We start from the raw sequence: 25,657 nt of genomic DNA, 5'->3' as shown, positions 1-25,657 counted from the left end.
TATTTTGATAGTATGAAGGTTCTGGTAACAGGAAGTGCAGGCTTTATTGGCTTTCATTTAGTAAATAAATTGGTTGAAAAAGGAGATGAAGTTGTAGGCCTAGATAATATTAATGACTATTATGAGGTAAGTCTAAAATATGGTAGATTAGCTGATGCCGGCATAACAAAGGATGAAATTCAGACAAGCCGATTTGTGCAGAGCAAACGTTTTAGAAGTTATCGGTTTGTAAAGGAAGATTTGACAAATAAGGAATTTCTACTTGAACTTTTTAAGTCGGAACAATTTGATGCCGTTGTGAATTTGGCGGCGCAAGCTGGAGTAAGGTATTCACTTGAAAAGCCTGACGAATATATCTCTTCTAATGTACAAGGGTTCCTAAATATACTTGAATCGTGCAGGCACCATCCAGTGAAACATCTGGTATATGCTTCTTCTAGCTCTATATATGGAACGAATACCAAAATCCCATTTTCTACAGAAGATGTAGTAGATCATCCTATTTCTTTATATGCTGCATCCAAAAAATCGAATGAACTTATGGCGCATACTTATAGCCATTTGTTTAATATACCCACAACAGGACTCCGATTTTTTACTGTCTATGGACCATGGGGGAGGCCTGATATGGCGTTGTTTCTTTTCACTCGCAAAATTTTAAATGGTAATCCTATACAGGTTTACAACAACGGAGAGATGAAACGTGATTTCACCTATATAGATGATATAGTAGAAGGTATAGTAAAGGTACTTGATAAACCTGAATCCGTAAATAATGACTCAGAATGCGACCGTCTAGAAGCATTAAAAACAAAAGCTCCTTATAAACTTTATAATATTGGAAACTCATCTCCTGTGCTGTTAACTGATTTTATTGATGCGCTGGAAGAATCAATTGGGCAAAAGGCAGAAAGACAATTAATGCCATTACAACCTGGGGATGTATTATCCACGTGGGCAGATGTAACAGATTTGATAAAAGATATTAACTATCAGCCTAAGACAGAATTACGAGTAGGAATTTCTAATTTTGTAAAATGGTACAGAGACTTTTACAAAGTTTAAAAAAGTAATTCTAAATAAATTGTATAACATAAAGTCATTTATATAAACAATGTTAACTGGCAAATCAGTATTAATAACAGGAGGGACGGGCTCATTAGGTAAAGCCCTGACAAATCATATTCTAGAGACTTACCCTGGCGTCAAGCGTCTAGTGATATTCTCTCGCGATGAGCAGAAGCAATTTAATATGGCCCAGGAGTATCCACATGATAATTTTCCGCAAATTCGTTTCTTTATTGGAGATGTAAGGGATTATGATCGTGTTAAAAGAGCACTAAAAGGGATTGACTATGTCATCCATGCAGCTGCAATGAAACATGTGCCAATTGCAGAGTATAATCCAATGGAATGTGTGAAGACAAACATCTTAGGTGCAGAGAATATTATAAATGCATGCCTTGAAACAGAAGTAGAACGTGTGGTAGCGCTTTCTACTGATAAGGCGGCAGCTCCAATTAATCTTTACGGTGCTACAAAATTGGCCTCAGACAAACTTTTTGTAGCTGCAAATAACATCAAGGGCTGGAATCCAATCCGATTTTCGGTCGTTCGTTATGGCAATGTGATGGGCTCAAACGGTTCGGTAATACCTTTCTTTTTGAATAAAAAGAAAGAGGGTGTGCTCCCCATAACAGACGCTACCATGACCAGATTTAACATCAGCCTGCAGGGCGGTGTTGATATGGTAATGCATGCCCTTGAGACTGCATGGGGGGGAGAGATTTTTGTTCCGAAAATTCCCTCCTATAAAATTACAGACGTAGCTGAAGCAATCGGACCAGAGTGTGAGCAAAAGGTGATAGGTATTAGACCTGGTGAGAAAATCCATGAAGAAATGATTACCTCTTCTGACTCATATTATACCTATGATCTTGGAAGATATTATGCAATCGTACCTGCTATTCCAAGATGGAGTGTGGAAGATTTTGTAAAAGAATTTAACGCAGAAAAAGTACCAGCAGGCTTTCAATATAATTCTGGAGAAAATACAGAGTGGGTTTCTGTGCAAGAGTTGAGAGAGTTAATCAAAGAACACGTAGACGAGACTTTTTCTGTATGCTAAAGAATCCAGTTCCTTACGGCCGGCAGCACATCACTGAGGCTGACATAGCCACCGTGGTGGAGACGCTGCAGTCGGACTTCCTGACGCAGGGGCCGAAGGTGGCCGAGTTCGAGCAGGCCTTTGCGCGCTACGTGGGCGCCAAGTATGCCGTGGCCGTGAGCAACGGCACGGCCGCGCTGCACCTGTGCACCATAGCGCTGGGCGTGAATGAAGCCTCGCGCGTCATCACCACCCCCATCACCTTCGTGGCCTCGGCCAACTGCGTGCGCTACTGCGGCGGCACCGTGGAGTTCGCGGACATCGACCCAACCACGGCCCTGATTGACATTGCGCAGGTGCGCCAGATGGTGGAGAGCAAGCCCAAAGGCTACTACAGCGGCATCATACCTGTCGACTTCGCCGGCAACCCGGTGAACCTGGAGCAGCTGCGTGAGCTGGCCGACGAGCATGGGCTATGGATTATCGAGGACGCAGCCCACGCACCGGGCGGCTTCTTTGTCGACAGCAAGGGCGAGCAGCAGTTGTGCGGCAACGGGCGTTTCGCTGAATTGGCCATCTTCTCGTTCCATCCCGTGAAGCACATCGCCACAAGCGAGGGCGGCATGGTGACCACCAACGACGAGGAACTCTACAAAAAGCTTTTGCTTTACCGCACCCACGGCATCACGCGCGAGGCGGACCTGCTGGAGGAGAACCACGGCGGCTGGTACATGGAGATGCAGGCGCTGGGCTACAACTACCGCATCCCTGACATGCTCTGCGCCCTGGGCCTCTCCCAACTCAGCCGCGCCGACGAAGGGATGGCCCGCAGAAGGCAGATTGCCAAAATATACGACGCGGCTTTCGCCGGCACGGCAGGTATAGAAGTGCTGGGCACCAACCTGGCGGCTATAACTGAATCGGGTGAGACGGGCCACGCCTACCATTTGTACGTAATTCAAGTGGCCGACCGCAAGGGGCTATACAATTTCCTGCGCGAGCACAACATCTTTGCGCAGGTGCACTACATCCCGGCCCACACCATGCCCTACTACCGCAGCCTGGGGTATAAGAAAGGTGACTTCCCGAAAGCTGAGCGTTACTACGAAGCTTGCTTGAGTCTGCCGATGTACCCGACGCTGACGAACGAGGAGCAGCAATTCGTGATTGAGAAAGTTATAGGTTTTATAAAAGAGTGAAAAAGTTAGCAATAATACCTGCGCGGGGTGGTAGTAAACGAATTCCACGTAAAAACATCAAAAACTTTTTAGGTAAACCTATTATTGCTTACTCCATAGAAACGGCTTTGAATTCCAAGTTGTTTGAAGAAGTAATGGTTTCTACTGATGATGAGGAAATTGCTGAAATAGCTATAAAGTATGGAGCGAAGGTGCCTTTTTTAAGAAGCATTAATAATTCAGATGATTATGCTCCCTTAAAGGAAGTCATTTTAGAAGTCTTGAGTAATTATGAAGTTCAAGGCTTTAATTATGATGTATTTGCATGTATTCTCCCTACAGCCCCTTTAGTTCAGCCAAAGCATCTAATTGATTCATTTCTATTAATGAAAGAGAGGTGTAAATCGGTTATTTCTATCGTAGAATATGATTTTCCAATTGAAAGATCACTCCAATTAGTAGAAGGAAAACTTATAAAGAGTTACCCTGAATTATATTTAAAGCGAAGCCAAGATTTAGCTAAATACTTGCATGATGCAGGGCAATTCTATTGGGCTGATGTAAAACATTATTTAGAGCATGAAAGCTTTTTTAGAGAAGATAATAAAGGCTATCTGCTCAACGGAAAGTACTTTCAGGATATTGATACCATAGAAGACTGGGAGATAGCTGAAGTAAAATTTAAATATGTACATGAGCAAAATAAAACAGATTTGCATCGATAAGTTATCACAGCTTATTCCTATTGAAGGGACTAGATGGGAATTAATATCTCATGCTCATACTCCTTCAATAGTTAATTGGAGAAACGACCCTAATAATTTAATCTTCTTTGAGCAGCAAAATAAGTTAAGAGAAGAAGAACAAACAGATTTTGTTAATAATTACAATAAATTAGACAGGATTGATCTTGTGTTAATAGGTAATGGCCCTATAGGAGTCTTTAGTATAAAAAACCTAACTACAATGCCAGAATATGGCGCTCTAATTGGAGAAAAGCAATATAGGGGGAAAGGTATTGGTAGTAAAGCTAAATATTCATTATTCGATTACTGGTTCATTGAGCTCAATCAGGAAGTGATATACACAAAGAATAAAACAAATAATACGAAAGTGCTTGAATCAAATCTTGCTTTGGGATTTGAAAAAATGGTAAATGCTCAAAAGAATGATGACTTTATTTTAATGAGGCTTTTAAAAAGTACTTATCTAAAAGCGATAAAATAGCTATTTGTGATCAAAGTTCTTTTTTTGACAGAGTACGGGCAAAATATTGGTATAGGGCATGTCAATAGGTGTCGAGCATTAGCGGATGCTTTTGCCAGTAAAGAGTGTAGTATTAAATTTCTTATTAGAGGAAGTAAATCAATGATAGATTTACCATATGATATTGAATATGTTGATTGGGAAACAAACAGTCTAGCGGCTGAACATATAGCTTCCAGCGACATTAGTGTTTTTGATACATATCAAATAGATAACTCACAGTTAGCATGTCTTTCTTCAAAATCTAAGTTACCCGTTTCTATAACAGACGCTATGCTAAGATATATTCAGAATGGCATTGTTGTAGTAGGTAGTATATATGGGGATTCTATACAGTTACCAACGGAAATAGCAAATTATATATTAAAAGGTCCTCAATACATGTTATTTAGAAATGAGTTTTGGTCACTCCCTAATTATTTGGTAAAAAATAAGATTGAAAATATCACTATCTCGCTAGGTGGTTTTGTTGATAAGCAGAAAATAGCTCCTCTATTAGAAATTGTTCATAATGTGTTTCCTGATGCTAATGTGTCAGTATTTGGACAAGCAGAAAGTAGAGAACGTATTGATGCTCATGAGAAAGTAAGTTTTAAAAATTTGGTTTCAAGTGAAAATTATATAAAGCACTTGTATTCAACTGACTTAATGATAACAAATGGGGGGCAGACATTAAATGAATCTATATTAATAGGTATACCTGTTATAGCCATTTCGACTGCTGATAACCAGATAAAAAATGCCCAAAAATGGCGTGAGCTAGGAGTTATCAAATATTGTGGGAAAACAGTAGATAAAAATTTTAATAAGGAGTTTAAAGAGGAATTGATTGAATTTATCTCGAAAGATGAAAGAATTAAATTCAATAGGGTATCTCAGGAATCAATTGATTCAAATGGGGCAAAAAGAGTTGTAGACTTTGTGCTTGAAAAATATAAAAGCATATGAAATTAAAGCTTACCAGATTTTCATATACTGATTTTATAAAAAGAAATGTTTTTAATCATTCTATAAGGAGAATAAATATATTCAAACTTTTCTATTTATGGAGTAAGGGGTTTGATACCAAAAACATAATTCTATATAAACTCAATTTTAGTAATTGGTGCAATTATCTTCCTGATTCAATCAGGTATAAAATCACTTTAAATACAAATCAAAACTACTGGCCAATATTACACGATAAGTTTTTATTTTATTCATTTATAAACGACAAACTCCCTACTCCAGAGCTATTTGGAATAATACATCAAGGAAGCATTTTTGGAGTTAAAGAAAATTATAATTATGAAATTTTTCTTAAACAAATATTTTCTAAAACCAAATTAGTATTAAAACCACTGCAAGGAGGGAAAGGGCAAGGTATATTGTTTATAGATTTTGATGGAGAAAATATTTTAGTTCAAAACGAGATATTAAGTGAAGGATCATTACATAATCAAATCAAATCTTTGAGTGAGTATGGAATATTTAAATATTATGAGCAACACAAAGAGTTATCAAAGATATTCCCCTTAACAATCAACACAATTCGCCTGGTTACTTTTGTAGACGAGAATACTAGACCCAGTATTTTTGCAGGCGTTTTAAGAGTAGGCTGGTCTGGATCTATACCATTTGATAATTTTTCTCAAGGCGGGATGGTCTCTTTAATAGATTGTGAGACAGGCAAACTATCACCTTGGTTAAGCCGAGCTAGTAATGGTATGCTATTGCAAGGTAATTTACATCCTGATAGTAAAGCTAGTTTCGAAAGCATTATTTTGCCACATTGGAATCAAATTAAAGATGAAATGTTAGCCTTTTTAGCTAAGTATCCTATTTTCGAATATGTAGGATGGGATATACTAGTTACAGATTATGGCTTTGTGATTATTGAAGGTAATCATAATCCTGATTTAGATTTAATCCAAGTGCATAAGCCATATTTAACTGATAAAAGGGCTAAAAAATTTTTTAAGTCTAAGAATATAATATGAACAATAACAAGGTTTTCATAATAGCGGAACTCTCCGCAAATCATAATAATGATTTCTCATTAGCAGTTAAAACGATAGAAGAAATAGCTAAAACAGGTGCAGATGCTGTGAAAATTCAAACATATACAGCAGACTCACTTACGCTTAATGTTGACAATGAGCATTTTGGGCCTCTAAAAGAAGGTTTATGGAAAGGCACAAGGCTATATGACTTGTATACTCAAGCATCAATGCCTTACGAGTGGCAACCTAAGCTAAAGAAAATAGCGGAAGATTTAGGTCTTGTTTTCTTTTCTTCTCCTTTTGATAAAGAAGGAGTCGATTTTCTTGAATCTATGGATGTGCCATTATATAAGATTGCATCTTTTGAAATAACTGATATTCCGCTGATTAAATATGTAGCTAGTAAAGGAAAGCCAGTAATCATATCAACAGGGGTTGCCGAAATCAAAGATATTGAATTAGCACTGGAAGCTTGTAAATCCGTCGGTAACGAGAATATAACTCTCTTAAAATGCACCTCCGAGTATCCAGCTCCCATAGAGGGAGCAAATTTACTGACTATCCCTAATCTTAAGCAAAAATTCGGAGTTAATGTTGGTGTTTCAGATCACACAATGGGGAGTATTGTTCCAACTGTTGCAGTAGCATTAGGAGCTACAGTAGTCGAAAAACATTTAATCTTAGACCGAAATTTAGGAGGGCCTGATTCTTCGTTTTCAATGGAGCCCCAGGAGTTTGCAGAAATGGTAAAGGCTGTGAGATCTACAGAGGCCGCACTTGGAAAGGTAACATATGAAGTGAGTGAGAAAAACAAACTTAAACGTCGCTCTCTATTTGCAACTAAGGATATTCTAGCTGGAGAACCATTTACATCAGAGAATGTTAAATCGGTAAGGCCGGGGCATGGTCTTGCCCCAAAGCATTATACCGAAATTATTGGTCAAAAAGTAAATAGAAATGTAAAGGCAGGCACTCCTATTACAAAGGACATTTTATCCTATGATTATGAGTAGGACCATTAAGTTAATAATAACGTTTTGGCTCTATATACTTTAGAAGAATATAATAATGTCTTTGAAAAGAGCGACAATAAGTAATGTAAAATGGTCTTTTGTGGAGTCTATCAGTTTAAAACTAATAGGCTTTATATTGACTATAATATTAGCTCGCCTTCTTTCTCCAGAGGATTTTGGTGTGTTGGCCGTAGTCAATGTTTTTTATCTATTAACTAATTCATTTATCGATGGTGGTTTAAAAGACGCACTTATCAGAAAACAAGGCGCAACAGATGCCGAATATTCATCAGTATTCTGGATGAATTTAATTTTAGCCATTTTATTCTACCTAATTCTATTTACCGCCGCCCCTATTATCCAAGATTTCTATGGGTACGAAAATTTAACCTTCTTTATAAGATTACAAGCATTAAGCCTAATCATTGATTCGTTAGCTTTAATTCAAATTGTAAAAAGTGTTAAAGATTTAAATTTAAAAAAAGTTAGTCAGGCGAGAATTCCTGCGTCATTAATCAGTTTTATTGTAGGTATCTTAATGGCTTATATGGGATTTGGTGTTGTTGCGCTTATTACTCAGCAATTGGTAAACTCAGCGTTATATGTGACTATACTTTGGTTTAGAGTTAAGTATATCCCATCTATGGATTTTAGTTGGAGATTGTTAATGCCATTATATGGATTTGGTTTAAAATTATTTATAGCAGGGTATCTTAACAGGATTTATGTACAATCAATGAACTTAATTTTTGCTAAATTTTACTCCCCAGCTCCATTAGGTTTATATACCAAGGCAAAAAATTTACAATTGACTCCTAGCTCATTAGTAATTGATTCGATAGCATCTGGTATTTACCCAACAATGGTTAAGTTGCAAGATGATAATTCTAAACTTAAAGCATTCTACGTTAAGAATATTCAAATAACCTTTGCCTTAATATGTGGGATTTCTACTCTTATGTATTTTCAAGCAGAAATTATAGTGAGTATGCTTTTAGGAAATAAATGGTTAGACATGGTTCCTTTTCTTAAAGTCTTAGCAATTGGAGGGCTTTTTATGCCTTTAACCCAAATAAATAGGAACATGCTAAAAGTTAAGGGGCTGGCAGGTTTATATTTAAAACTAGAAGTTATCAGGAAAGTTATGTTGATTGCACTAATTTTTTTCTTTATAAATTATTCATTTATAACTACTATAATTGCTATAACTTGTGGAGGAGCTTTGATGACTATTATAGATATGCACTTTGCTGGTCTTAAAATAAAGTATACTCTAATTGAACAACTAGTAGATATTTTGCCATATTTCATTATAATTTTTTCTGTAGGTCTATTTACAAATTATTTAATAGGATTTGCGCAATTAAATGAAATTTATCAATTAGGTTTATTTTCCATGACTTTTTTTGTGTTGTCGGCACTTATAATTTTCTTTCTTAAAAGAAAGATTATAAACGAAATTATACTACTTTTTAAGTAACTATGAATATTTTATTGCCAATTGAAACAATTAATAGAGAGATAGATTTTAAAATTGTTTTAGCATCTATATTATCAGGTCAAGGTCATAAAATCTATATAGGGCAGCATGATTTTTTAATGTCACTATTGCCAAGTTTACATGGTGGACTGTATATAGGTAAAAACTTATTTACAAAACGTTCTGACCTGGAAACAGGAGAAAAGTATAATATACTTAAAGAAAGAGGCTTTGATATCATTTACTTACATGAAGAAGGAGCTGTATTCGGGGGTAGAGAGAATGATTGGATAGATGTGCTCAAACGTCAGTATAGTCTTGATTTTTTTGATGAAAATGATAGGATATGTGTTTGGGGTGAATTTCAGGCACAAGTTGATTATAGTAGGAGTGAAGGACTAAATATTGCCACAACTGGGCATCCAAGATTTGATTTGTATAAAAAGAAATGGAACAGTTACTTTGATGAAGAAACAAATCAAATTAAGAGCAGATATAGTAGTTACATTTTGATAAATGGAAACTATGGTTTAGCGAATCATGGATTAGGGATTAGTCATGTATTTTCTGAGAATGGAAATTATATAGCTAAAGATGTAGAAAAAAGGCTTAAGAGAATAGGGTTTTACGCTTATTCTTCAAAGCAATTAGTATCAATAATCAATTTAACGCACCATCTAGCGGTTAAATACCCGGATAGATATTTTATTTATCGCCCACATCCCTCCGAAAACCACGATTATTATAAAACTCTTTTTTCAGGTGTAGAAAATATTATTGTTAATCATGATGGCTCGGTCGGTCCGTGGATTTTAGGAGCTGATGCAATTATACATGATGGTTGCACAACGGCCATTGAGGCTACCCTAGCTGGTAAACCAGTTATAAATTTTAAACCTTTTCATGATGAGCAATTTGATATATGGCTACCAAATCAACTAGGTATTCGTGCAACTTCAAATGAAGATGTATTCAATATTTTGGACAACTTGAAAAGTTTTAATCATAGTAGATTAGATTCGGCCTCTTTTGAAAAACTAACTAATTTATTTTATAATTTCAAAGGTGACAGCTTTGAATCAATATTAAAAATAATTGATTCTAAAATCGAAGATAAGCATAAATATAAGTCTATAAGTCCATCATTAAATTTTATCAGAGCAAAGTTTATAAAGATGAGGCTAAAACAAGAATTTGCAAAAAAATTCAATTCTGTCCTCTTTAAAAATAGTAAATATCATGGATTGAAATTCTATGGATTTGAACATAGTTTCATAAAAAATAAGTTTTTAAGTGTACAAAACTTAATGGTCAAGCAAGTATATTTTAAAATTCATAATTCATTTTTAATTGAAGTACAATGAGTCATGAACCACTAGTGTCGGTTATTATTCCTACTTATAAAAGATCAGAGTTTATTTTAAGAGCGTTAAAAAGTGTCATTAATCAAACTTATAAAAATATTGAAATTTTAATAGTTGATGACAATAATGGCAATAACGAGCATAGAATAAAGACCAAGCTTAAATTGGAAAGTTATATTAAGAGTGGTTTAGTAACATATATTGAACATAATCAAAACAAAGGATTATCAGCAGCTCGTAATACAGGAATACAGGAATCTAAAGGTACATACCTTGCATTTCTAGATGATGACGATGAGTGGCTTAATGATAAGATTAGAGTACAAATTGATAAATTTGCAACTTTACCAGAAGACTATGCTCTAGTATATGGTGCATTCAAACAAATTGACCAAAATACGGGTAATCAAAAAATTATTGTCCCAAAATACAAAGGTGATTTATCTAAAATTCTTGGTTTGAATTACATTGGCCCCCCCTCAATGGTTTTATGTAAGAAGCATGCTATTCTTAATATTGATTGCTTTGATGAAATGTTTAAGTCTAGAGAGGACATAGATATGTATTTTCGTCTTAGTAAGAAGTATAAAGTCTCATTTGTAGATAATGTCTTAATGAATTATTATGTTCATACAGACACTATGAGTAAAATATATAGTGATAAACTAGTATATCTTGAACGTTTTATAGAAAAATATAAAACAGATTTAGTTATCCCTAAAACTAGGTGGAGTGAATTACATGAAAGGTTGGGTGAACTTTATGCTTTAAATGGCTTCAACATGAAAGCGATAAATGCTTTTGTGATTTCCTTCCTACATAGAGTTTCCAGGCCACAAGTATTAGGCAAGTTATTTATCTCTATACTTGGGCAAAAACAATACAAAAAGTTACGTAAATTTGATTAAAACGCACTACTCCAAATTTGATTATGAGTATAAATAGAACGCTGAAATCACTTGGGGTTAATAAATATAATCCATCAAATATTGAAAGTGTGATTAATATTAATAATGATAAGGCAATAATTGCAAGATTGCGCTTATCATCAACATAGAGCTATGCTATTAATCCATTAACGGTAAGTATAATTTTGAAGAAAGATATACATCACGTTTCATAAGCATTTAATATAAAGTATAAGCCTGTGCTTTATGGCGTGAGGTCGATGCCATCACTATAATTTAATATTTGAATGATATGGGGTAGTGGTTTGATTTCAGATAATTTTAAGAATATTTATAACATTAAGGAGGTACTTACTTTAAATGCGATGCACAGCTGAAAGTTTATCACTTACGTGTAGGGTTTGTTTATCTAAATCTCTTAATAAGTAGAATAATTATCTATAGCTATACTCTTACATAGAAAAAATCAAACTAATACTTAACTATTCTAAAAATTTAATTATTGAATAATTTGCTGATGAAGAGTTAGGTATAATAAATGTTTGGTCAGATTTAATCAATGTATTAAGTTATTGTTTTAAGATATATAATCGACTGTGCTTAAAATTGCTTTTATCGGTGTGCCTATTCTAAGTGGAGGCTATACCCATTACTGTTCTTTAAAAGAATATTTACCACATTATAATTTTACTCTTATTGGGTTGGGAGTAAGAGATTCTTCAATGGATTTGCAAGATGATTCTTTTATAAATATTGGAGTAGAATTCAGTAAAGTTAATAATCAAAGGGAACTAGCCAATCGACTAATCTCATATTTAATCAATAATAAATTCGATATTTTATTTCCCAATAATTCACCTATAGCTATATCGTGTATTCCTTTTCTGCCTAATCATATTAAAATTATACAAAAAGTAAATAGCGATACCCCTAGAGTTTATAAATATGTAATTACTAATTTAGAGTATGTATCGCAAATAATTTGTATATCCCCGATACAATTAGAAAAGCTCACAGAAAAATATCCAGAAGCATTAAGTAAGCTAAAACTTATACCTCATGGTGTAGACATGGGTTTAGCTACAAACAGAAATATTAATGTAGATAAGCATAGGCTACAGATTGGGTTTTTAGGAAGGATTCATAATGGTCATAAAAGGGTTTTTATAATTCCTGAGATTCTTAAAAATTTAACTATTGAATATGATTTTCATATAGTAGGAGATGGCCCCGATAAATCTGCTTTACTTAGTTTACTAGATAAGAATAAGATATCTTACAAATACCATGGATTTATTGAAAATAAGAATCTTGAACCTATAATTAGCTTATGGGATATAATGTTATTTCCTTCCATAGTTGAAGGTTTCGGTTTAACATTAATTGAAACTATGAAGTATGGTGTAATCCCTATTGCAAATAGATTAGAGGGAATAACCGACTATATTATTGAAGAAGGCCAAAGCGGCTTTTTGGTTGATAAAAATAGCATATCTATTTATGCTAATATTATAGAAAGGTTAAGTAATAATTATCAACTGCTTCTAGATATGAAACAGGGCGTAATTCTTAGGGTTAAAAATAAATTTGATGTATTAAAGATAAGCGAAGAGTATGATAGGGTTATCAAACAATCAATGTTATTTAAAAAACCTCCAAGAAAATCTTTAAGTGAGTGGTCACCATATATAGAATATAGGCCTAGTATTTTACAAAGGATAATTAATAAGGTTAAAATTTTTTTTAAAATTTAAGGTTATATGCATGTATGGTTATTGAAATACTCTAAATCTAATTTGTCGTTACTTGCGGAGACTAAGTTTAATACGTCCGATATTCCAGTACTGAAGAATTTTAATTCTTACTGTAAAGAGATAGGGGATTTTAAACTAGTTTCTTATACACCAGTTGATAGGACTTCAAAAGCTTATTTTGTAGAATATCCCAATTTAATATTGGGATATTCAGGAACAATTTTAGATAACTCAGGTGAATTAACAGATTTCAGAAGCTCTGAAGCTTTAAGAAGTTTAAAATCTTCTAATGAAAAAACTATCTCTGGTCAGTTTTCTATATTTAAGATAACAAACTCTGAGTTTGACTGCCATGTTGATTGTTTAGGTCATCATAAAGTTTTTTACACGGGTAGAGGGAGTGAAATCTATGTTTCCAACTATTTGCCGGTTCTGGCTGAGGTAGCAGGGCTTAAGATTAATGTTGAGGAGTATATTAAACAAAAGGTTATTAAGGATACGGGTGCCGAATTTGGATATTCAACAGTCTACGAAGGTGTAAACATGTTGCCTGAATATGGGCATCTTACTATAGAAGATGGAAGGTTAAAGGTTGGAACTTATAAATCTGTAAAGGAAATTCTTTCGCCTAACCTCTCTTTTACAGATGCTTTGCAAGCTACTGCAAAAGAGTTTAAAAACAATGCAAAGTATTTGAGGAACTTTCATGATACTGTTGTTCCATTATCAGGAGGTTTTGATAGTCGGCTGGTACTAAGTATGTTTTGGAATACCACTGGGAGAACATTACAAACTCTCACTTATAATAGGCAATCAAACTTAGACTTCTGGATTGCAGGTATATTAAGTAGAAAATTTGATATACCTCATGTTAAGGTACTCTTGGATCCAAGCAAAGATCAAAACTTGATTTCAGCTTTTAATCCACAAACAGATGGCGATGTATTTTCATACTTATTCAGGTTAAAAACCTCAGATTTTTACAACAGTGGGGAGATAAAAGTTTCATTGAACGGTAACGGAGGAGACACAGATTGGAGTTATAAATTCAGCAAGAACTTAAACCCTTCAGCTACTAATTTCACTCAACTTGTAACTCATTTTGCTGATTCAGTATTTAGTAAAAAGTCTTTATCTGAGGATTTCGCTCAAAAGTCTAAGATTGATTTAGAAAAATATTTGTTATCAAAATATAATTCATTTGAAAATAAAATAGATTTCCTTAAACTTTTCTGTTCAGCTGTATTCCATTTAGAGAGATGGAGAAGTCAGGGGGTCGGAATTTCACAGAGCTCTCTTAAATATCATGATTCTTTTTCTCCTTTTGGTTCAGAGAATTTTCTTAAGCTAGTATTTCTGTCTAAAGAAGAAAACTTGATTAGAGGGAATAAGGAAAGCTTACATAATCAACTATACGGTCTATTAACTGAAAATGTAAACCCATATGCTCCATTACTTGGCCAGAATGAATGGCATGAAGGAGCAAAAATGCTTGTAGATAAATCCATACCTCTTTACTCTAAAGTTATGTGGAAACTACAAGGTGGAGATATTAACACGCAACTTAGAGTTGCAAATTCAATTGATAATAAAAGCAACTATAAGGAAATTATATTAGACAACGCTAAATCTTCTATCTGGGACTACTTCGATAAGAATTCTATTGTAAATCAAATATCAAAGAATCAAAATCCTAATGGAATAAACTTGGCAGCTTTGGCAGCTCTTTTTAATATTAAATAATAATACAATTGTCAATCGTTTTTTATTTCCCGAATCTTCGCCCAGGCGGAGCAGAGCGCGTCATGCTTCAGCTCCTTAATTTTTTTCACAATAGGGGGCTTACCGTTTCTTTACTTCTTGGCAAAAAAGAAGGGCAGCTTTTAACACAACTTAATCCGCAAATTCCTGTCTATGAGTTGGGAACTGCCGGTGCGAGGGGCTCTGTATTTTCGCTGATTAAATTCTGCAGAAAACATCAACCAGATATCTTATTTGCCACATTAGGTGCTTCAGTAGCGGCGGCACTTGCAAAGCCTTTTTTGCCACGTAAAACGAAACTTATTTCTCGATTAGGAAATACAATTGGGGCGGAAAGAAAGATAATCAAAAGTTTCATCAGAAGAATGATAGTGATGGGATTGCTGAAGCTGATTGCTAATAAGTCTGATATAGTAGTTTTTCAGAGCCACTACATGAAAAGGGACTTCTTAAAATTTATTGAAATAGAGGAGTCCAAGTGTCGCGTAATTTACAATCCCGTAAACATTCCTGAAGTTAATTCGAAAGCAACAGAAGAGGCAATTAATTCTGATCTTTTAGCAATAGGAAGGTTAATGGAACAAAAAGACTATTTTACCCTAATCCAAAGTATCGCTCATTACAAACGAATTACTTCTGATTCTATTAATTTAAATATTGTTGGAGAGGGTCCGTTAGAAAATGAGTTAAAGAAATTGGTTAAAAGTTTAGCACTAGAAAATGAAGTTCACTTCTTAGGTTTCCAGGCTAACCCTTATAGATATCTTTCTAAATCAAAATACCTTATTTCTTCTTCACTTTATGAGGGGTTTTCAAATGTGATTTTAGAATCTCTTGCTTTAGGAGTACCAGTTATCGCTACTGATTGTCCCAGCGGCAACAGAGAGGTCCTTGAAGAGAATGTAAATGGTTTCTTTACCGAAGTAGGAGATTCTGAAAAGATGGCTAATACTATTAACCTTGCTTTGGAAAATAGACCTTCGTTTGATTCAACTAAGATAGCTGCGGATTTGAAAGCAAAGTTTGATCTTCAATTTATTGGGGAGCAATATGCAAGTATGATAAATGAATTTCAGAATTGAGAGTTTTATTTTTTCCTAAATACACCCGCTTGGGTGCGAGTAGTAGATTGCGCACCTACCAGTATCTGCCCTATTTTAGGGATCAAGGAATTGATGTTGATTGCAGCCCCTTATTTGATGATTACTATTTGCAGCAGCTTTACCAAAAGAAAGCCATCAGTAGAGTAAAAATTATTAAAGCGTATATTTCAAGACTATTTAAATTGTTTACATCAGCAAGATATGATCTGGTAATTATAGAAAAAGAACTCTTTCCTTATCTTCCTGCGTTTGCAGAACAAGCTCTTGCATTGTTTAAAATTAAATACATTGTTGATTATGACGATGCGATCTTTCATAATTACGATCTGCACCCCAACAAGTGGATTAGGACAATACTGAAAAGAAAAATTGCCAAGGTAATGGAAGGGGCATCTCTGGTAGTTGCAGGCAATAAATACTTACGAGATTATGCTAAAAAGGCAGGAGCTACCAACATTATTATTATTCCAACAGTGATCAATACAGATTATTATACGGTAAAGAATTCTGAAAATCAGGAAGAAGTTATTATAGGTTGGATAGGTTCGCCATCTACATTAAAATATGTTCGGAATATAGTGCCTGTTTTGCAAAATCTTAAAAATAAATATCCACTTAAGTTACATATTATAGGTGGTAAAGCCGGGGTTGGCTTTGAAGGCTATGAAGAGGTGCTGGAATGGTCAGAAGAAGCTGAAGTAGATTTGATCAGGCAATTCGATATAGGGATTATGCCCTTGAATGATGATGCTTGGGAAAAAGGAAAGTGTGGCTATAAGCTTATACAATACATGGGCTGTGGGTTGCCTGTCGTGGGAAGTCCTATTGGTGTGAATAATGAAATTATACAAAATGGAGTAAATGGATACAAAGCCACAGACTTAGTGAGTTGGAAACAAGGACTCGAAAAGCTTTTGGAGGATAAAAATCTGAGAGAGTGTATGGGTAAAGAGGGTCGAATTATTGTAGAAGAAAAGTACTCATACAAAGTGGCTAAAAATAGATGGTTACAAATTTTGCAGGAAGTACATAATTATTAATAATGCCTACACGTAAGTTTATCAAGTGAAATGGGGATTTTTGACATCATAATATTGCTGCTGATACCTTACCTGGTAAAGATAGCTATTCCCTATTTTTCTAGAATCGCTGAGGTTAAAAATACAAGATGGCTGTACTATTTATGGTACTATCATGTGTTTTTTGGTGTGATCTTTATGCTCTATGTACAGGTGTTTGGAGGTGATGCACTTGGTTATTGGCGTGTAAAAGAAGTTAGCCTTAATGAATACTTAGAGCTAGGTCAAGGAACTGCATTTATGCATGCATTTAATTATGTATTCGTAAATGTACTGAAATTATCCTTTTTTACAGGGTCAATGATCTATACTTTTATAGGATTCCTAGGGGTTATGTTTTTTTATCTCTCTACCACAAATTTGGTTAAAACCAATGTAAAGGTGTATGGATACAATGTTTTCCCTTATATCTTTTTCCTTCCAAATCTGCATTTCTGGTCTTCAGGAGTTGGTAAAGACACATTAGTTTTTTTTTGTGTAGGGCTATTCCTCTTTAGTGTAATGAGCCCTTTACGGCGAAGTCTGGGCATAGCTATAGCTTTAATTTTATCCTACAACATCCGACCTCATATCACCATATTTCTCCTTGCATCTTTCGGCATAGGCTTTCTTTTTGATAATAAATTAAAACCCTTGCAAAAGCTTTTCCTATCATTATGTATGATATCAGTTGCAGCATTCATATTTGACGATGTAATGCGCTACTTAAAACTAGAAGATGTTTCGACGGAAAGTGTAGAGCAGTTTTCTGATAAAAGAGTTTATAATCTTAGTAGGGGGCATACGGGATCTAGCGTGGATATATCATCTTACCCATTACCGCTTAAGGTTTTTACATTTTTGTTCAGACCCCTTTTCTTTGATATTCATAATGTAATGGGTGTTTTTGCTTCGGTTGAAAACTTAATTATGCTAATACTATTTATTAAAATATTAAATGCCAAAACCTTAAAACTGTTGAAACAGGCACCTTACCAAATAAAAGGTTTGTTTTTCTTCTTTCTGATTGGCAGTATTGCTTTTTCCACTTCGTTGGGGAACCTAGGCATTATGATGCGCCAGAAGAATATGCTTGTGCCTGGCATGTTGATATTTATGTTTTGGGTTCTAAGTGTGAGGAAGGAGATATTTCAATCAAGATTACTCTCAAAGATGATACATGACCAACACTCAGTTCAGCCAAGTCAAAAGTTGAATTAGATTATACTCTCTATTTACAGTTTAATATATGTTATTGTTTAAACATTTTAAGAGAAGCATCCAAAATTATGAGACGACTTAGACGATTTCGATGGTTAGTTCTGGAAACTATTAAACTTGTTAGGAATCCCTTGCTATCTCAATCTTATTATCCAGAAGAAGAAAGAAAATCTAAGTTTTCCATTTGGCTTGACAATCTCTTGTGGGTAATAAAAAATAATGAAGTGAACAAACTTTATTATGCCTATGGCATGGATAGAAAGGCAGGGCTTAATGGTTTAGAAGTAATGTCTCTAAAAAAATTTGGATATATAAGGGACAAGGAAAACCTCTTTCCAGCTATCAGCAACTATAGCTACATCTGCATCTTGCGTGACAAGTTTATCTTTTCACAGCTCCTGAAAAGTTTGGATATACCCACTCCAACTAATCTAGCATTGTTAAATAAAGAGGGTGTGACCTGGCTTGCTGACATGAGACAAACCCCGTTGGAGTATCTTGTAGAAAATGAAAGCCTCAATATAAAAGGCTTTTCTAAAGAACTAGCAGGTATACTGGGAAAGGGTGCCTTTCCTTTACAGGTAGCACATGGTAAGCTCTACATTAAAAACGAAGAAGTTACAGTTGATCAATTAAGGGATAAAGTAGATGGTTTGTATTTGCTGCAGGAGCATATTGATCAACATCCTCAGATGAATTACTTATACCCGTCAGCTGTTAATACTATACGTGTAGTGACTTTTTTCATTAATGGCAAAGTTGAGGTTTTCTGTGCCTCCCTTCGCATAGGCGCCAAAGGAAGAAGTGTGGATAATTGGGCTGCGGGAGGGATAGTTGTTGGAGTCGATATGAAAACAGGCAACCTAACAGGTGAAGGCCTTTTCAAGCCAGGCTATGGAGGAAGGGTGACGAATCACCCTGATACAGGGGTGAAGCTAGACGGATTCCAAATACCATTCTTCCACGAAGGAGTTAAAAAAGTTTGTGAGTTGCATAGCTACTTATATGGAATTCACTCTGTTGGCTGGGATGTTGCCATTACCCCTAATGGTCCAACTATAATTGAAGGAAACGATAACTGGGATGGTGGTATTCCTATGTCACTTGAAAAAAACTTTAAAAGCAGATTTTTAAGTTATTATTCTAAATAGATAGGTAAAACAAAAGAGCAACACGTTCCTGCCTTTTAATTTATAGAACAGCTCCTGCAGGAGCTGTTCTATAAATTTTTAAACCAATAAATAGCGGACTCATCATTAGATTGATTATTTTTTGGATAAGGGTCGCGTAAAAAGAACTTATCTTTGTACCTGAAAACAAATCTTTTCCACTAATGCCCCCAGTTCTTATCCGCATCACCACGGTACCACTCTCCCTGCAAAAGCTGATTACTGGTCAATTGCCGTACATGCGGTCCAAAGGGTTTGAGCCGCTGATGGTTTCTGCCCCTGGACCGGAATCACAGGCGGTGATGAAAGAACAGCAGACTTCCCTCGTTGAAATTAGGATGACCCGCAAGATTACGCCGGTACAGGATTTGAGGGCGCTCTGGCAATTCTATCGGCTTTGCAAGAGGTACAAACCGGCTATAGTGCACTCCCACACGCCTAAGGCGGGCATAATTGGAATGTTGGGAGCCAAACTAGCCGGTGTGACGGTAAGGCTGCACACGGTTGCTGGGCTTCCGCTGATGGAGACGCAGGGAAAGAAGCGGCATGTGCTGGAGGCGGTGGAGAGAGTTACCTATGCCTGTGCCACTAAGGTATACCCTAACTCGACGGTGCTGAAAGACTTTATCCTGCAAAGCAGGTTCTGCGGATTAGATAAAGTGAAGGTAATCGGGAATGGAAGCAGCAATGGCATCGATACCCGCTTTTTCTGTCCATCGCAACTGGACGCAGCCAGGTTACAGGAGTTGAGAGCCTCTTTGAGTATACAGCCCGAGAATTTCGTATTCGTGTTCATTGGCCGCCTAGTCAGAGATAAAGGTGTGCAGGAGTTAGTGACTGCCTTCACGAAACTGCAGCAAAGCCATCCTCAGGTGAAGCTGTTGCTAGTAGGCCCCTTTGAGCAGGACCTAGACCCCGTCAATGATAGAATTCTGAAAGAGATTGAGCGTAATCCAGCTATTCTGTCAGTTGGTTTTCAGCACGATGTGCGACCATACCTGGCCATCAGCCAGGCGCTGGCATTCCCCTCTTATCGTGAAGGCTTTCCAAATGTGCCCATGCAGGCTGGTTGTTTTGGGCTACCAAGTATTGTAACAGATATCAATGGCTGCAACGAAATCGTGCGCCACGGTGAGAACGGCTTGATCATACCACCTAAGTCTATGGAGGAACTCTATAACGCGATGCTGCAGTTCATTACGGATAAGGAGAGCTTCGTGTGTATGCAGTCGAAGGCACGGCAGATGATTGTGGACCGCTATGAACAATCCCACTTCTGGGAGCTTTTATTACAGGAATACCAAGACCATTTGAAGCAGCATGAAGGTATATAGCGGCTTTTTCAAACGCCCGGTTGATTTCATCGTGAGTCTGAGTGCTTTCGTAGTGTTGTTGCCGGTTTTTGTGGTGGTGACGCTACTGTTGGCTATTGCGAATAATGGCAAGCCCTTTTTCTTGCAGGCCCGACCTGGAAAGGGGGGGCTCATATTCCGGGTGATAAAATTCAAGACAATGAATGACCGGAAAAATGAACAGGGAGAACTATTGTCGGATGCAGAAAGGTTGACATCTGTTGGTGCCTTTGTTCGGAAGACCTCATTAGACGAAATACCGCAGCTGCTGAATGTCATCAAGGGAGAGATGTCACTGATTGGTCCACGTCCATTGCTGGTGGAATACCTGCCCCTCTACAATGAAGTGCAGCGCCGCCGGCACGAAGTCAGGCCCGGTATTACAGGTTGGGCGCAAGTGAATGGCCGCAATGCCATCAGTTGGGGCGAGAAGTTCCGTTATGATGTGTGGTATGTGGATAACATCTCCTTCCTGTTGGATGTGAAAATCATCTTGAGAACAATTGTAAAAGTCTTCAAATCGGAAGGAATCAGTGCAGAGGGCTCTGTCACGATTGAGCGTTTTAGGGGGAGCGAGCAGGAAGTGTAATTTTCTTTCCTGAGAATTCCTGATAATTTTGTAGCCTATACCTGGCAATACTCAAAACAACTAAAATGTATTTGTACGGCGCAAGCGGACATGCCAAAGTGATTATCGACATACTTCGGGATGCGGCTATACCTGTTGCGGGTGTGTTTGATGATAACCCGAATATTCGGGAAGTGAGCGGTATACCTGCTGTTGGGCCATATACTGGGCAAAAATTAGATAAGCCCTTGCTCATCAGCATCGGGGACAACACAATACGCCGCAGGATTGCGCAGAAGCTACAGGTAAACTATGGTAAGGCTATTCATCCAAGTGCTATCATTTCTGCTTCTGCTACTATACAGGAGGGGACCGTCGTAATGCAGGGAGCGATTATTCAAGCGAGCGTCCATATTGGGAAACATGCTATCGTGAACACAGGCGCCAGCATAGATCATGATTGCCGTATTGGCGACTACGCCCATATCTCCCCGGGAGCGGTACTGAGTGGGAACGTGCAGGTAGGGGAGGGAACACATGTAGGGGCAGGTGCCGTGGTTATTCCTAATCTTAAGATTGGGAAATGGTGTAAAATAGGTGCCGGCGCCGTGGTGATACGGGATATACCGGACGGAGTGACCGCTGTGGGAAATCCGGCCAGAATCATTAATGAACATCAGAATAAGATATGAACACAAAAATATGGCTCTCTTCCCCGCACATGGGGAACAACGAGTTCAACAACATAAAAGAGGCCTTCGATACGAATTGGATTGCGCCGCTTGGTCCGCATGTGGATGGCTTTGAGAGAGACTTAGCAAATTTCTTAGGAGAGGGTGTGTCAGTTGCGGCCCTGAGTTCTGGTACTGCTGCTCTGCACTTGGGCCTAATTATGCTGGGTGTGCAGGCAGGAGATGAGGTAATTTGCCAAAGCATGACTTTCTCCGCTTCTGCAAATCCCATCGCTTACCAAGGCGCTACTCCTGTGTTCGTAGACAGTGAAGAGCGCACCTGGAACATGTCTCCGGATTTGCTGGAAACCGCCATACAGGACAGGCTTAGAAAAGGTAGGAAGCCAAAGGCCATCATTGTGGTGCACCTGTATGGTATGCCCGCGGAGATGGACCAAATAATGGACATAGCCAATCGTTTTGACATACCTGTTGTGGAAGATGCAGCCGAGGCGCTTGGTTCTTCCTACAAAGGTCAAATGCTAGGTACTTTCGGGGCAATGAGCATTTTGTCCTTCAACGGCAACAAAATCATTACTACTTCAGGGGGCGGCGCCTTGGTATCAAAGAATGAAGCTTGGATTAAACAGTCCCGCTTCCTGGCGACACAGGCACGTGATGCGGCCCCACATTACCAGCACTCGCACATCGGGTATAACTACCGCATGAGCAACATCTGCGCTGCCATTGGGCGCGGGCAGATGGAGGTACTACCGGAACGCGTACAACAAAGACGCGCTAACTATACCTTCTATAAAGAGGCTTTTGCTGATTTAGCAGCCATCCAGTTCCCGGATGAACCGAACGCAGATTATTACTCCAACCGTTGGCTGAGCACGGTGCTGATAAACGACAAGAAAGGCTTTAGCCGTGAGGATATCCGTCTGGCGCTTGAGTCAGAGAACATTGAATCGCGACCGCTCTGGAAGCCGATGCACTTACAGCCTGTGTTTGCCAATGCTCCCTTCTATGGCGATGGCACCAGCGAGCGATTGTTTGAGAAAGGTCTTTGCCTGCCCTCCGGGTCTAACATGACGGATGAGGAACGAGCGAGAGTGGCTGCAAGGATAAAAGCCTGTTTCAAAGAAGTAGCTGTTTAGGGTTTCAAAATCCCGCAAACCTTTATAATGTAGTACTACTGGAGCCGTGTGCTCTTCTTTAGTTCATCCCCATAGGCAGGGAAAGCCGAATTGCCTTCGAGCTAGCTTTCCCTGCGTATGGGGATGAACTTTTTATTTGGTTCAAATTAGTAATATTTGATTTTACCGGCCTGTAGAGGACGATTTTTACAAAATTCTCGGATTATAAAGATGTTTAGCTAGCTAAAGAAATACTTTTCTCATCAAGAGCCAGTGTAACACTTGCCAGAAAAGTTGCAAAACAAATATTGACTGCTGCTATATAAAATGCTGTAGATTAACGTTATTATAGTTAATTTTGGGCTCCAAATTTGTAAGAGTTCGTGCTAAAGGCTATAAAGCACTGGTGAAAAGCACTTTTTTATTAGTCGCAGGCTTATGGCAGGAATGAAATTGACAAGTTTGGTGTTGAACCGGAGACTAAGTATTAATTATAATTAATTTAACTTAAACGACCACAGGAAATAAGCCGTACGATAGTAACTGAGCATGCCTGAAGCGTTCACACCCTCGACCGCGTTATTACCTGATCCAAACCAACGTATGAAAACATTTTTACAGAATAAGGCATTACCGAAATGGATTATCCTCATTATCGATCAGGTGATTACGACTTGGTCTTTTGCCTTATCCTTCTTTATTATCCGCCAATTCGATTTTGAGCACATACTCCGCGGGCACTTCCTGGTATATGTGGGCATTTACTTCCTCGTTTCCGTCACGGTGTTCTACCTGATGCGCATCCATACTGGGCTCATCCGATATTCCAGTACAGACGACATCTACAGGATATTCACGGCCGTTCTGATAGCCAGCCTTACCTACGCTGCCCTTGTGGGGCTGTGGGTGGAGCCAGAATTTAGCATTGACTCAGTCAACATCTATGTAGTCTTGCTGATAAACTTCTTTATCTGCTCCTCTGTACTGATTATGATGCGGATAGGGGCGAAGGCCCTGTTTTACTTCATTAAGCGTGGCACGACCGGAGAGAAAGAGACGGTACTCATTTACGGAGCGGACAGCTTCGCCATACTTGTAAAGCAGGCTCTGGAAGTAAGTAGCGTTGGGCGCTTCACCATTGCTGGCTTTGTGGACGACAACCCTAACAAAATCGATAAGAACATACAGCAGAAGCGCGTATACCACATCAACGACATCGAGAAACTGCAGAAGAAGCTCCATATTGACAAACTCGTGATTCTGAGTGAAGAATTGAAATCAGATGCTCGCAAGAGCGCGATTGAAAAGTGCGTTGAATTGGGCATAAAGGTGGTGACGGTGCCGCCAACAGACCAGTGGATGTCCGGTTACCTGCGCATGAACCAGATTCAGGATTTGCGCATCGAGGATTTGCTGCAGCGGCCACCCATCGTGATTGAAAATGATAAGATTTCAGCTGACCTAGCCGGCAAGCGCATCCTGATTACGGGTGGAGCGGGCTCTATTGGTTCTGAGATAGTGCGACAGGTGCTGACTTACAATCCAGAGATGGTCATCATCTGCGACCAAGCAGAATCGCCGCTTCATGAGCTGCAACTGGAGATGGAGGAGGAGTTCCCAGGTGCAAATCTAAAGCTGTGCATCGGTGACATCCAGAATTTCAACCGGATGTATGCGCTCTTCAAGGAGTATAGCCCTCAAATGGTATACCACGCGGCGGCTTACAAGCATGTGCCGATGATGGAAAACAATCCGTCAGAAGCCATCATGACCAATGTGTTAGGTACGAAGAACCTGGCCGACCTTTCCATGACTTTCGATGTGGAGAAGTTCGTGATGGTTTCAACAGACAAGGCAGTGAACCCGACCAATATCATGGGGGCCTCCAAGCGTATCGCTGAGATTTACATCCAGTCGCTGAACAACATCAATGCGGAAGGTAAGCAGCAAGAGCGTTCACAGAGGCCGCAGCATCAGACGCGATTCATTACCACCCGTTTTGGGAACGTGTTAGGCTCCAACGGTTCTGTCATTCCCCGTTTCAGGGCGCAGATTGAAAAGGGCGGACCTATCACAGTGACGCACCCAGATATCACACGTTACTTTATGACTATACCGGAGGCGGTGCAGTTGGTGTTGGAGGCAGGTACGATGGGTTCAGGAGGCGAGATTTTCATCTTTGACATGGGGCAGCCTGTAAAAATAGTAGACTTGGCTAAGAAGATGATTAAACTGGCTGGTCTGACGCCGCAGGATATTGAAATCGTTTTCTCAGGTCTGAGACCTGGGGAGAAGCTGTATGAAGAGCTGCTGAACCAAGAAGAACTGACTATACCTACGCACCACGAGAAAATCAAAGTTTCTAAGGTGCGGGAGTATACCTACAATAAAGTAGTGGCGAACATCAATGAATTGCTCACCCTCAACAAAGACGGCGATGAAACCGATGTGGTGAGAAAGATGAAGAACATTGTGCCAGAGTTTAAAAGCAAGAACTCTCGTTTTGAGGAACTGGACTCCATGCTGCAGTAGAACCAGGAGCACAAAAAGAGAGGGCCCAGGT

General features: G+C 38.1%; 22 protein-coding genes. All 22 read left to right on the top strand.

Going from position 1 to position 25,657, the window contains the following annotated elements:
* The first annotated feature begins 12 nt into the window (after positions 1-12).
* The 22 genes from B051_RS0118300 to B051_RS0118195 all read left to right on the top strand — a co-directional run bounded on the left by B051_RS0118300 (position 13) and on the right by B051_RS0118195 (position 25,626).
* Complete coding sequence (locus B051_RS0118300) at positions 13-1,065, top strand: NAD-dependent epimerase (RefSeq protein ID WP_018479679.1); 1,053 nt, start codon at positions 13-15, stop codon at positions 1,063-1,065.
* Between the two features lie 49 nt (positions 1,066-1,114).
* Positions 1,115-2,128: a UDP-N-acetylglucosamine 4,6-dehydratase (inverting) gene (gene pseB / locus B051_RS0118295; protein WP_018479678.1), complete on the top strand. Its 1,014-nt coding sequence runs from the start codon at positions 1,115-1,117 to the stop codon at positions 2,126-2,128.
* Positions 2,122-3,306, top strand: coding sequence for a UDP-4-amino-4,6-dideoxy-N-acetyl-beta-L-altrosamine transaminase (gene pseC / locus B051_RS0118290; protein ID WP_018479677.1), 1,185 nt, complete (start codon positions 2,122-2,124; stop codon positions 3,304-3,306). Before pseB ends, pseC begins: the two co-directional genes overlap by 7 nt.
* Entirely contained in the window at positions 3,303-4,010 is a 708-nt protein-coding gene (gene pseF, locus B051_RS0118285) for a pseudaminic acid cytidylyltransferase (protein ID WP_018479676.1), read from the top strand. Before pseC ends, pseF begins: the two co-directional genes overlap by 4 nt.
* Positions 3,979-4,512, top strand: coding sequence for a GNAT family N-acetyltransferase (locus B051_RS0118280; protein WP_018479675.1), 534 nt, complete (start codon positions 3,979-3,981; stop codon positions 4,510-4,512). The genes pseF and B051_RS0118280 overlap by 32 nt, the downstream gene beginning before the upstream one ends.
* A 6-nt stretch (positions 4,513-4,518) precedes the next feature.
* Complete coding sequence (locus B051_RS0118275) at positions 4,519-5,499, top strand: hypothetical protein (RefSeq protein ID WP_157579078.1); 981 nt, start codon at positions 4,519-4,521, stop codon at positions 5,497-5,499.
* Positions 5,496-6,530, top strand: a complete 1,035-nt coding sequence (locus B051_RS0118270) for a sugar-transfer associated ATP-grasp domain-containing protein (protein WP_018479673.1) — start codon at positions 5,496-5,498, stop codon at positions 6,528-6,530. The genes B051_RS0118275 and B051_RS0118270 overlap by 4 nt, the downstream gene beginning before the upstream one ends.
* Positions 6,527-7,546, top strand: a complete 1,020-nt coding sequence (gene pseI, locus B051_RS0118265; protein ID WP_018479672.1) for a pseudaminic acid synthase — start codon at positions 6,527-6,529, stop codon at positions 7,544-7,546. Before B051_RS0118270 ends, pseI begins: the two co-directional genes overlap by 4 nt.
* A gap of 55 nt (positions 7,547-7,601) precedes the next feature.
* Positions 7,602-9,026 (top strand): lipopolysaccharide biosynthesis protein, encoded by a 1,425-nt coding sequence (locus B051_RS0118260; RefSeq protein ID WP_018479671.1) that lies wholly within the window; start codon positions 7,602-7,604, stop codon positions 9,024-9,026.
* A gap of 2 nt (positions 9,027-9,028) precedes the next feature.
* Complete coding sequence (locus tag B051_RS0118255; RefSeq protein ID WP_018479670.1) at positions 9,029-10,390, top strand: surface carbohydrate biosynthesis protein; 1,362 nt, start codon at positions 9,029-9,031, stop codon at positions 10,388-10,390.
* Positions 10,387-11,298, top strand: a complete 912-nt coding sequence (locus B051_RS0118250) for a glycosyltransferase family 2 protein (protein WP_018479669.1) — start codon at positions 10,387-10,389, stop codon at positions 11,296-11,298. The genes B051_RS0118255 and B051_RS0118250 overlap by 4 nt, the downstream gene beginning before the upstream one ends.
* Positions 11,299-11,894: 596 nt before the next feature.
* Positions 11,895-13,052: a glycosyltransferase family 4 protein gene (locus B051_RS0118245; RefSeq protein WP_157579075.1), complete on the top strand. Its 1,158-nt coding sequence runs from the start codon at positions 11,895-11,897 to the stop codon at positions 13,050-13,052.
* 6 nt (positions 13,053-13,058) lie between these two features.
* The gene (locus tag B051_RS0118240) at positions 13,059-14,795 is read left to right on the top strand and encodes an asparagine synthetase B family protein (protein ID WP_018479667.1); all 1,737 of its coding nucleotides are present in this window, start codon (positions 13,059-13,061) and stop codon (positions 14,793-14,795) included.
* 8 nt (positions 14,796-14,803) lie between these two features.
* Positions 14,804-15,895 carry a glycosyltransferase gene (locus B051_RS0118235; RefSeq protein WP_018479666.1) on the top strand — a complete coding sequence of 364 codons (1,092 nt, stop codon included), beginning with the start codon at positions 14,804-14,806 and terminating at the stop codon, positions 15,893-15,895.
* Positions 15,892-16,956, top strand: a complete 1,065-nt coding sequence (locus tag B051_RS0118230; protein ID WP_026236510.1) for a glycosyltransferase family 4 protein — start codon at positions 15,892-15,894, stop codon at positions 16,954-16,956. The genes B051_RS0118235 and B051_RS0118230 overlap by 4 nt, the downstream gene beginning before the upstream one ends.
* Before the next feature lie 30 nt (positions 16,957-16,986).
* A complete protein-coding gene (locus B051_RS0118225; RefSeq protein ID WP_018479664.1) occupies positions 16,987-18,195 on the top strand; it encodes a hypothetical protein in 1,209 nt (402 codons plus the stop codon).
* Positions 18,196-18,263: 68 nt separating this feature from the next.
* Positions 18,264-19,346: a sugar-transfer associated ATP-grasp domain-containing protein gene (locus B051_RS22090; RefSeq protein ID WP_018479663.1), complete on the top strand. Its 1,083-nt coding sequence runs from the start codon at positions 18,264-18,266 to the stop codon at positions 19,344-19,346.
* A gap of 182 nt (positions 19,347-19,528) precedes the next feature.
* Positions 19,529-20,698 (top strand): glycosyltransferase family 4 protein, encoded by a 1,170-nt coding sequence (locus B051_RS0118215; RefSeq protein ID WP_018479662.1) that lies wholly within the window; start codon positions 19,529-19,531, stop codon positions 20,696-20,698.
* Complete coding sequence (locus B051_RS0118210) at positions 20,685-21,305, top strand: sugar transferase (RefSeq protein ID WP_018479661.1); 621 nt, start codon at positions 20,685-20,687, stop codon at positions 21,303-21,305. Before B051_RS0118215 ends, B051_RS0118210 begins: the two co-directional genes overlap by 14 nt.
* A 65-nt stretch (positions 21,306-21,370) precedes the next feature.
* Positions 21,371-21,976, top strand: a complete 606-nt coding sequence (locus B051_RS0118205) for an acetyltransferase (RefSeq protein WP_018479660.1) — start codon at positions 21,371-21,373, stop codon at positions 21,974-21,976.
* A complete protein-coding gene (locus B051_RS0118200; protein WP_018479659.1) occupies positions 21,973-23,115 on the top strand; it encodes a DegT/DnrJ/EryC1/StrS family aminotransferase in 1,143 nt (380 codons plus the stop codon). Before B051_RS0118205 ends, B051_RS0118200 begins: the two co-directional genes overlap by 4 nt.
* Before the next feature lie 582 nt (positions 23,116-23,697).
* Entirely contained in the window at positions 23,698-25,626 is a 1,929-nt protein-coding gene (locus B051_RS0118195) for a polysaccharide biosynthesis protein (protein ID WP_018479658.1), read from the top strand.
* Positions 25,627-25,657 lie beyond the last annotated feature (31 nt).

The organism is Pontibacter roseus DSM 17521, from assembly GCF_000373265.1.
GTDB lineage: Bacteria > Bacteroidota > Bacteroidia > Cytophagales > Hymenobacteraceae > Pontibacter > Pontibacter roseus.
This window is presented reverse-complemented; position numbering and strand designations above follow the sequence as displayed.

Excerpts from the sequence above, each read along its gene's own strand:
- B051_RS0118300 (WP_018479679.1), top strand. The coding sequence starts at position 13 with ATGAAGGTTCTGGTAACAGGAAGTGCAGGCTTTATTGGCTTTCATTTA.
- pseB (WP_018479678.1), top strand. The coding sequence starts at position 1,115 with ATGTTAACTGGCAAATCAGTATTAATAACAGGAGGGACGGGCTCATTA.
- pseC (WP_018479677.1), top strand. The coding sequence starts at position 2,122 with ATGCTAAAGAATCCAGTTCCTTACGGCCGGCAGCACATCACTGAGGCT.
- B051_RS0118280 (WP_018479675.1), top strand. The coding sequence starts at position 3,979 with ATGAGCAAAATAAAACAGATTTGCATCGATAAGTTATCACAGCTTATT.
- B051_RS0118270 (WP_018479673.1), top strand. The coding sequence starts at position 5,496 with ATGAAATTAAAGCTTACCAGATTTTCATATACTGATTTTATAAAAAGA.
- pseI (WP_018479672.1), top strand. The coding sequence starts at position 6,527 with ATGAACAATAACAAGGTTTTCATAATAGCGGAACTCTCCGCAAATCAT.
- B051_RS0118260 (WP_018479671.1), top strand. The coding sequence starts at position 7,602 with ATGTCTTTGAAAAGAGCGACAATAAGTAATGTAAAATGGTCTTTTGTG.
- B051_RS0118255 (WP_018479670.1), top strand. The coding sequence starts at position 9,029 with ATGAATATTTTATTGCCAATTGAAACAATTAATAGAGAGATAGATTTT.
- B051_RS0118250 (WP_018479669.1), top strand. The coding sequence starts at position 10,387 with ATGAGTCATGAACCACTAGTGTCGGTTATTATTCCTACTTATAAAAGA.
- B051_RS0118240 (WP_018479667.1), top strand. The coding sequence starts at position 13,059 with ATGCATGTATGGTTATTGAAATACTCTAAATCTAATTTGTCGTTACTT.
- B051_RS0118225 (WP_018479664.1), top strand. The coding sequence starts at position 16,987 with ATGGGGATTTTTGACATCATAATATTGCTGCTGATACCTTACCTGGTA.
- B051_RS22090 (WP_018479663.1), top strand. The coding sequence starts at position 18,264 with ATGAGACGACTTAGACGATTTCGATGGTTAGTTCTGGAAACTATTAAA.
- B051_RS0118215 (WP_018479662.1), top strand. The coding sequence starts at position 19,529 with ATGCCCCCAGTTCTTATCCGCATCACCACGGTACCACTCTCCCTGCAA.
- B051_RS0118210 (WP_018479661.1), top strand. The coding sequence starts at position 20,685 with ATGAAGGTATATAGCGGCTTTTTCAAACGCCCGGTTGATTTCATCGTG.
- B051_RS0118205 (WP_018479660.1), top strand. The coding sequence starts at position 21,371 with ATGTATTTGTACGGCGCAAGCGGACATGCCAAAGTGATTATCGACATA.
- B051_RS0118200 (WP_018479659.1), top strand. The coding sequence starts at position 21,973 with ATGAACACAAAAATATGGCTCTCTTCCCCGCACATGGGGAACAACGAG.
- B051_RS0118195 (WP_018479658.1), top strand. The coding sequence starts at position 23,698 with ATGAAAACATTTTTACAGAATAAGGCATTACCGAAATGGATTATCCTC.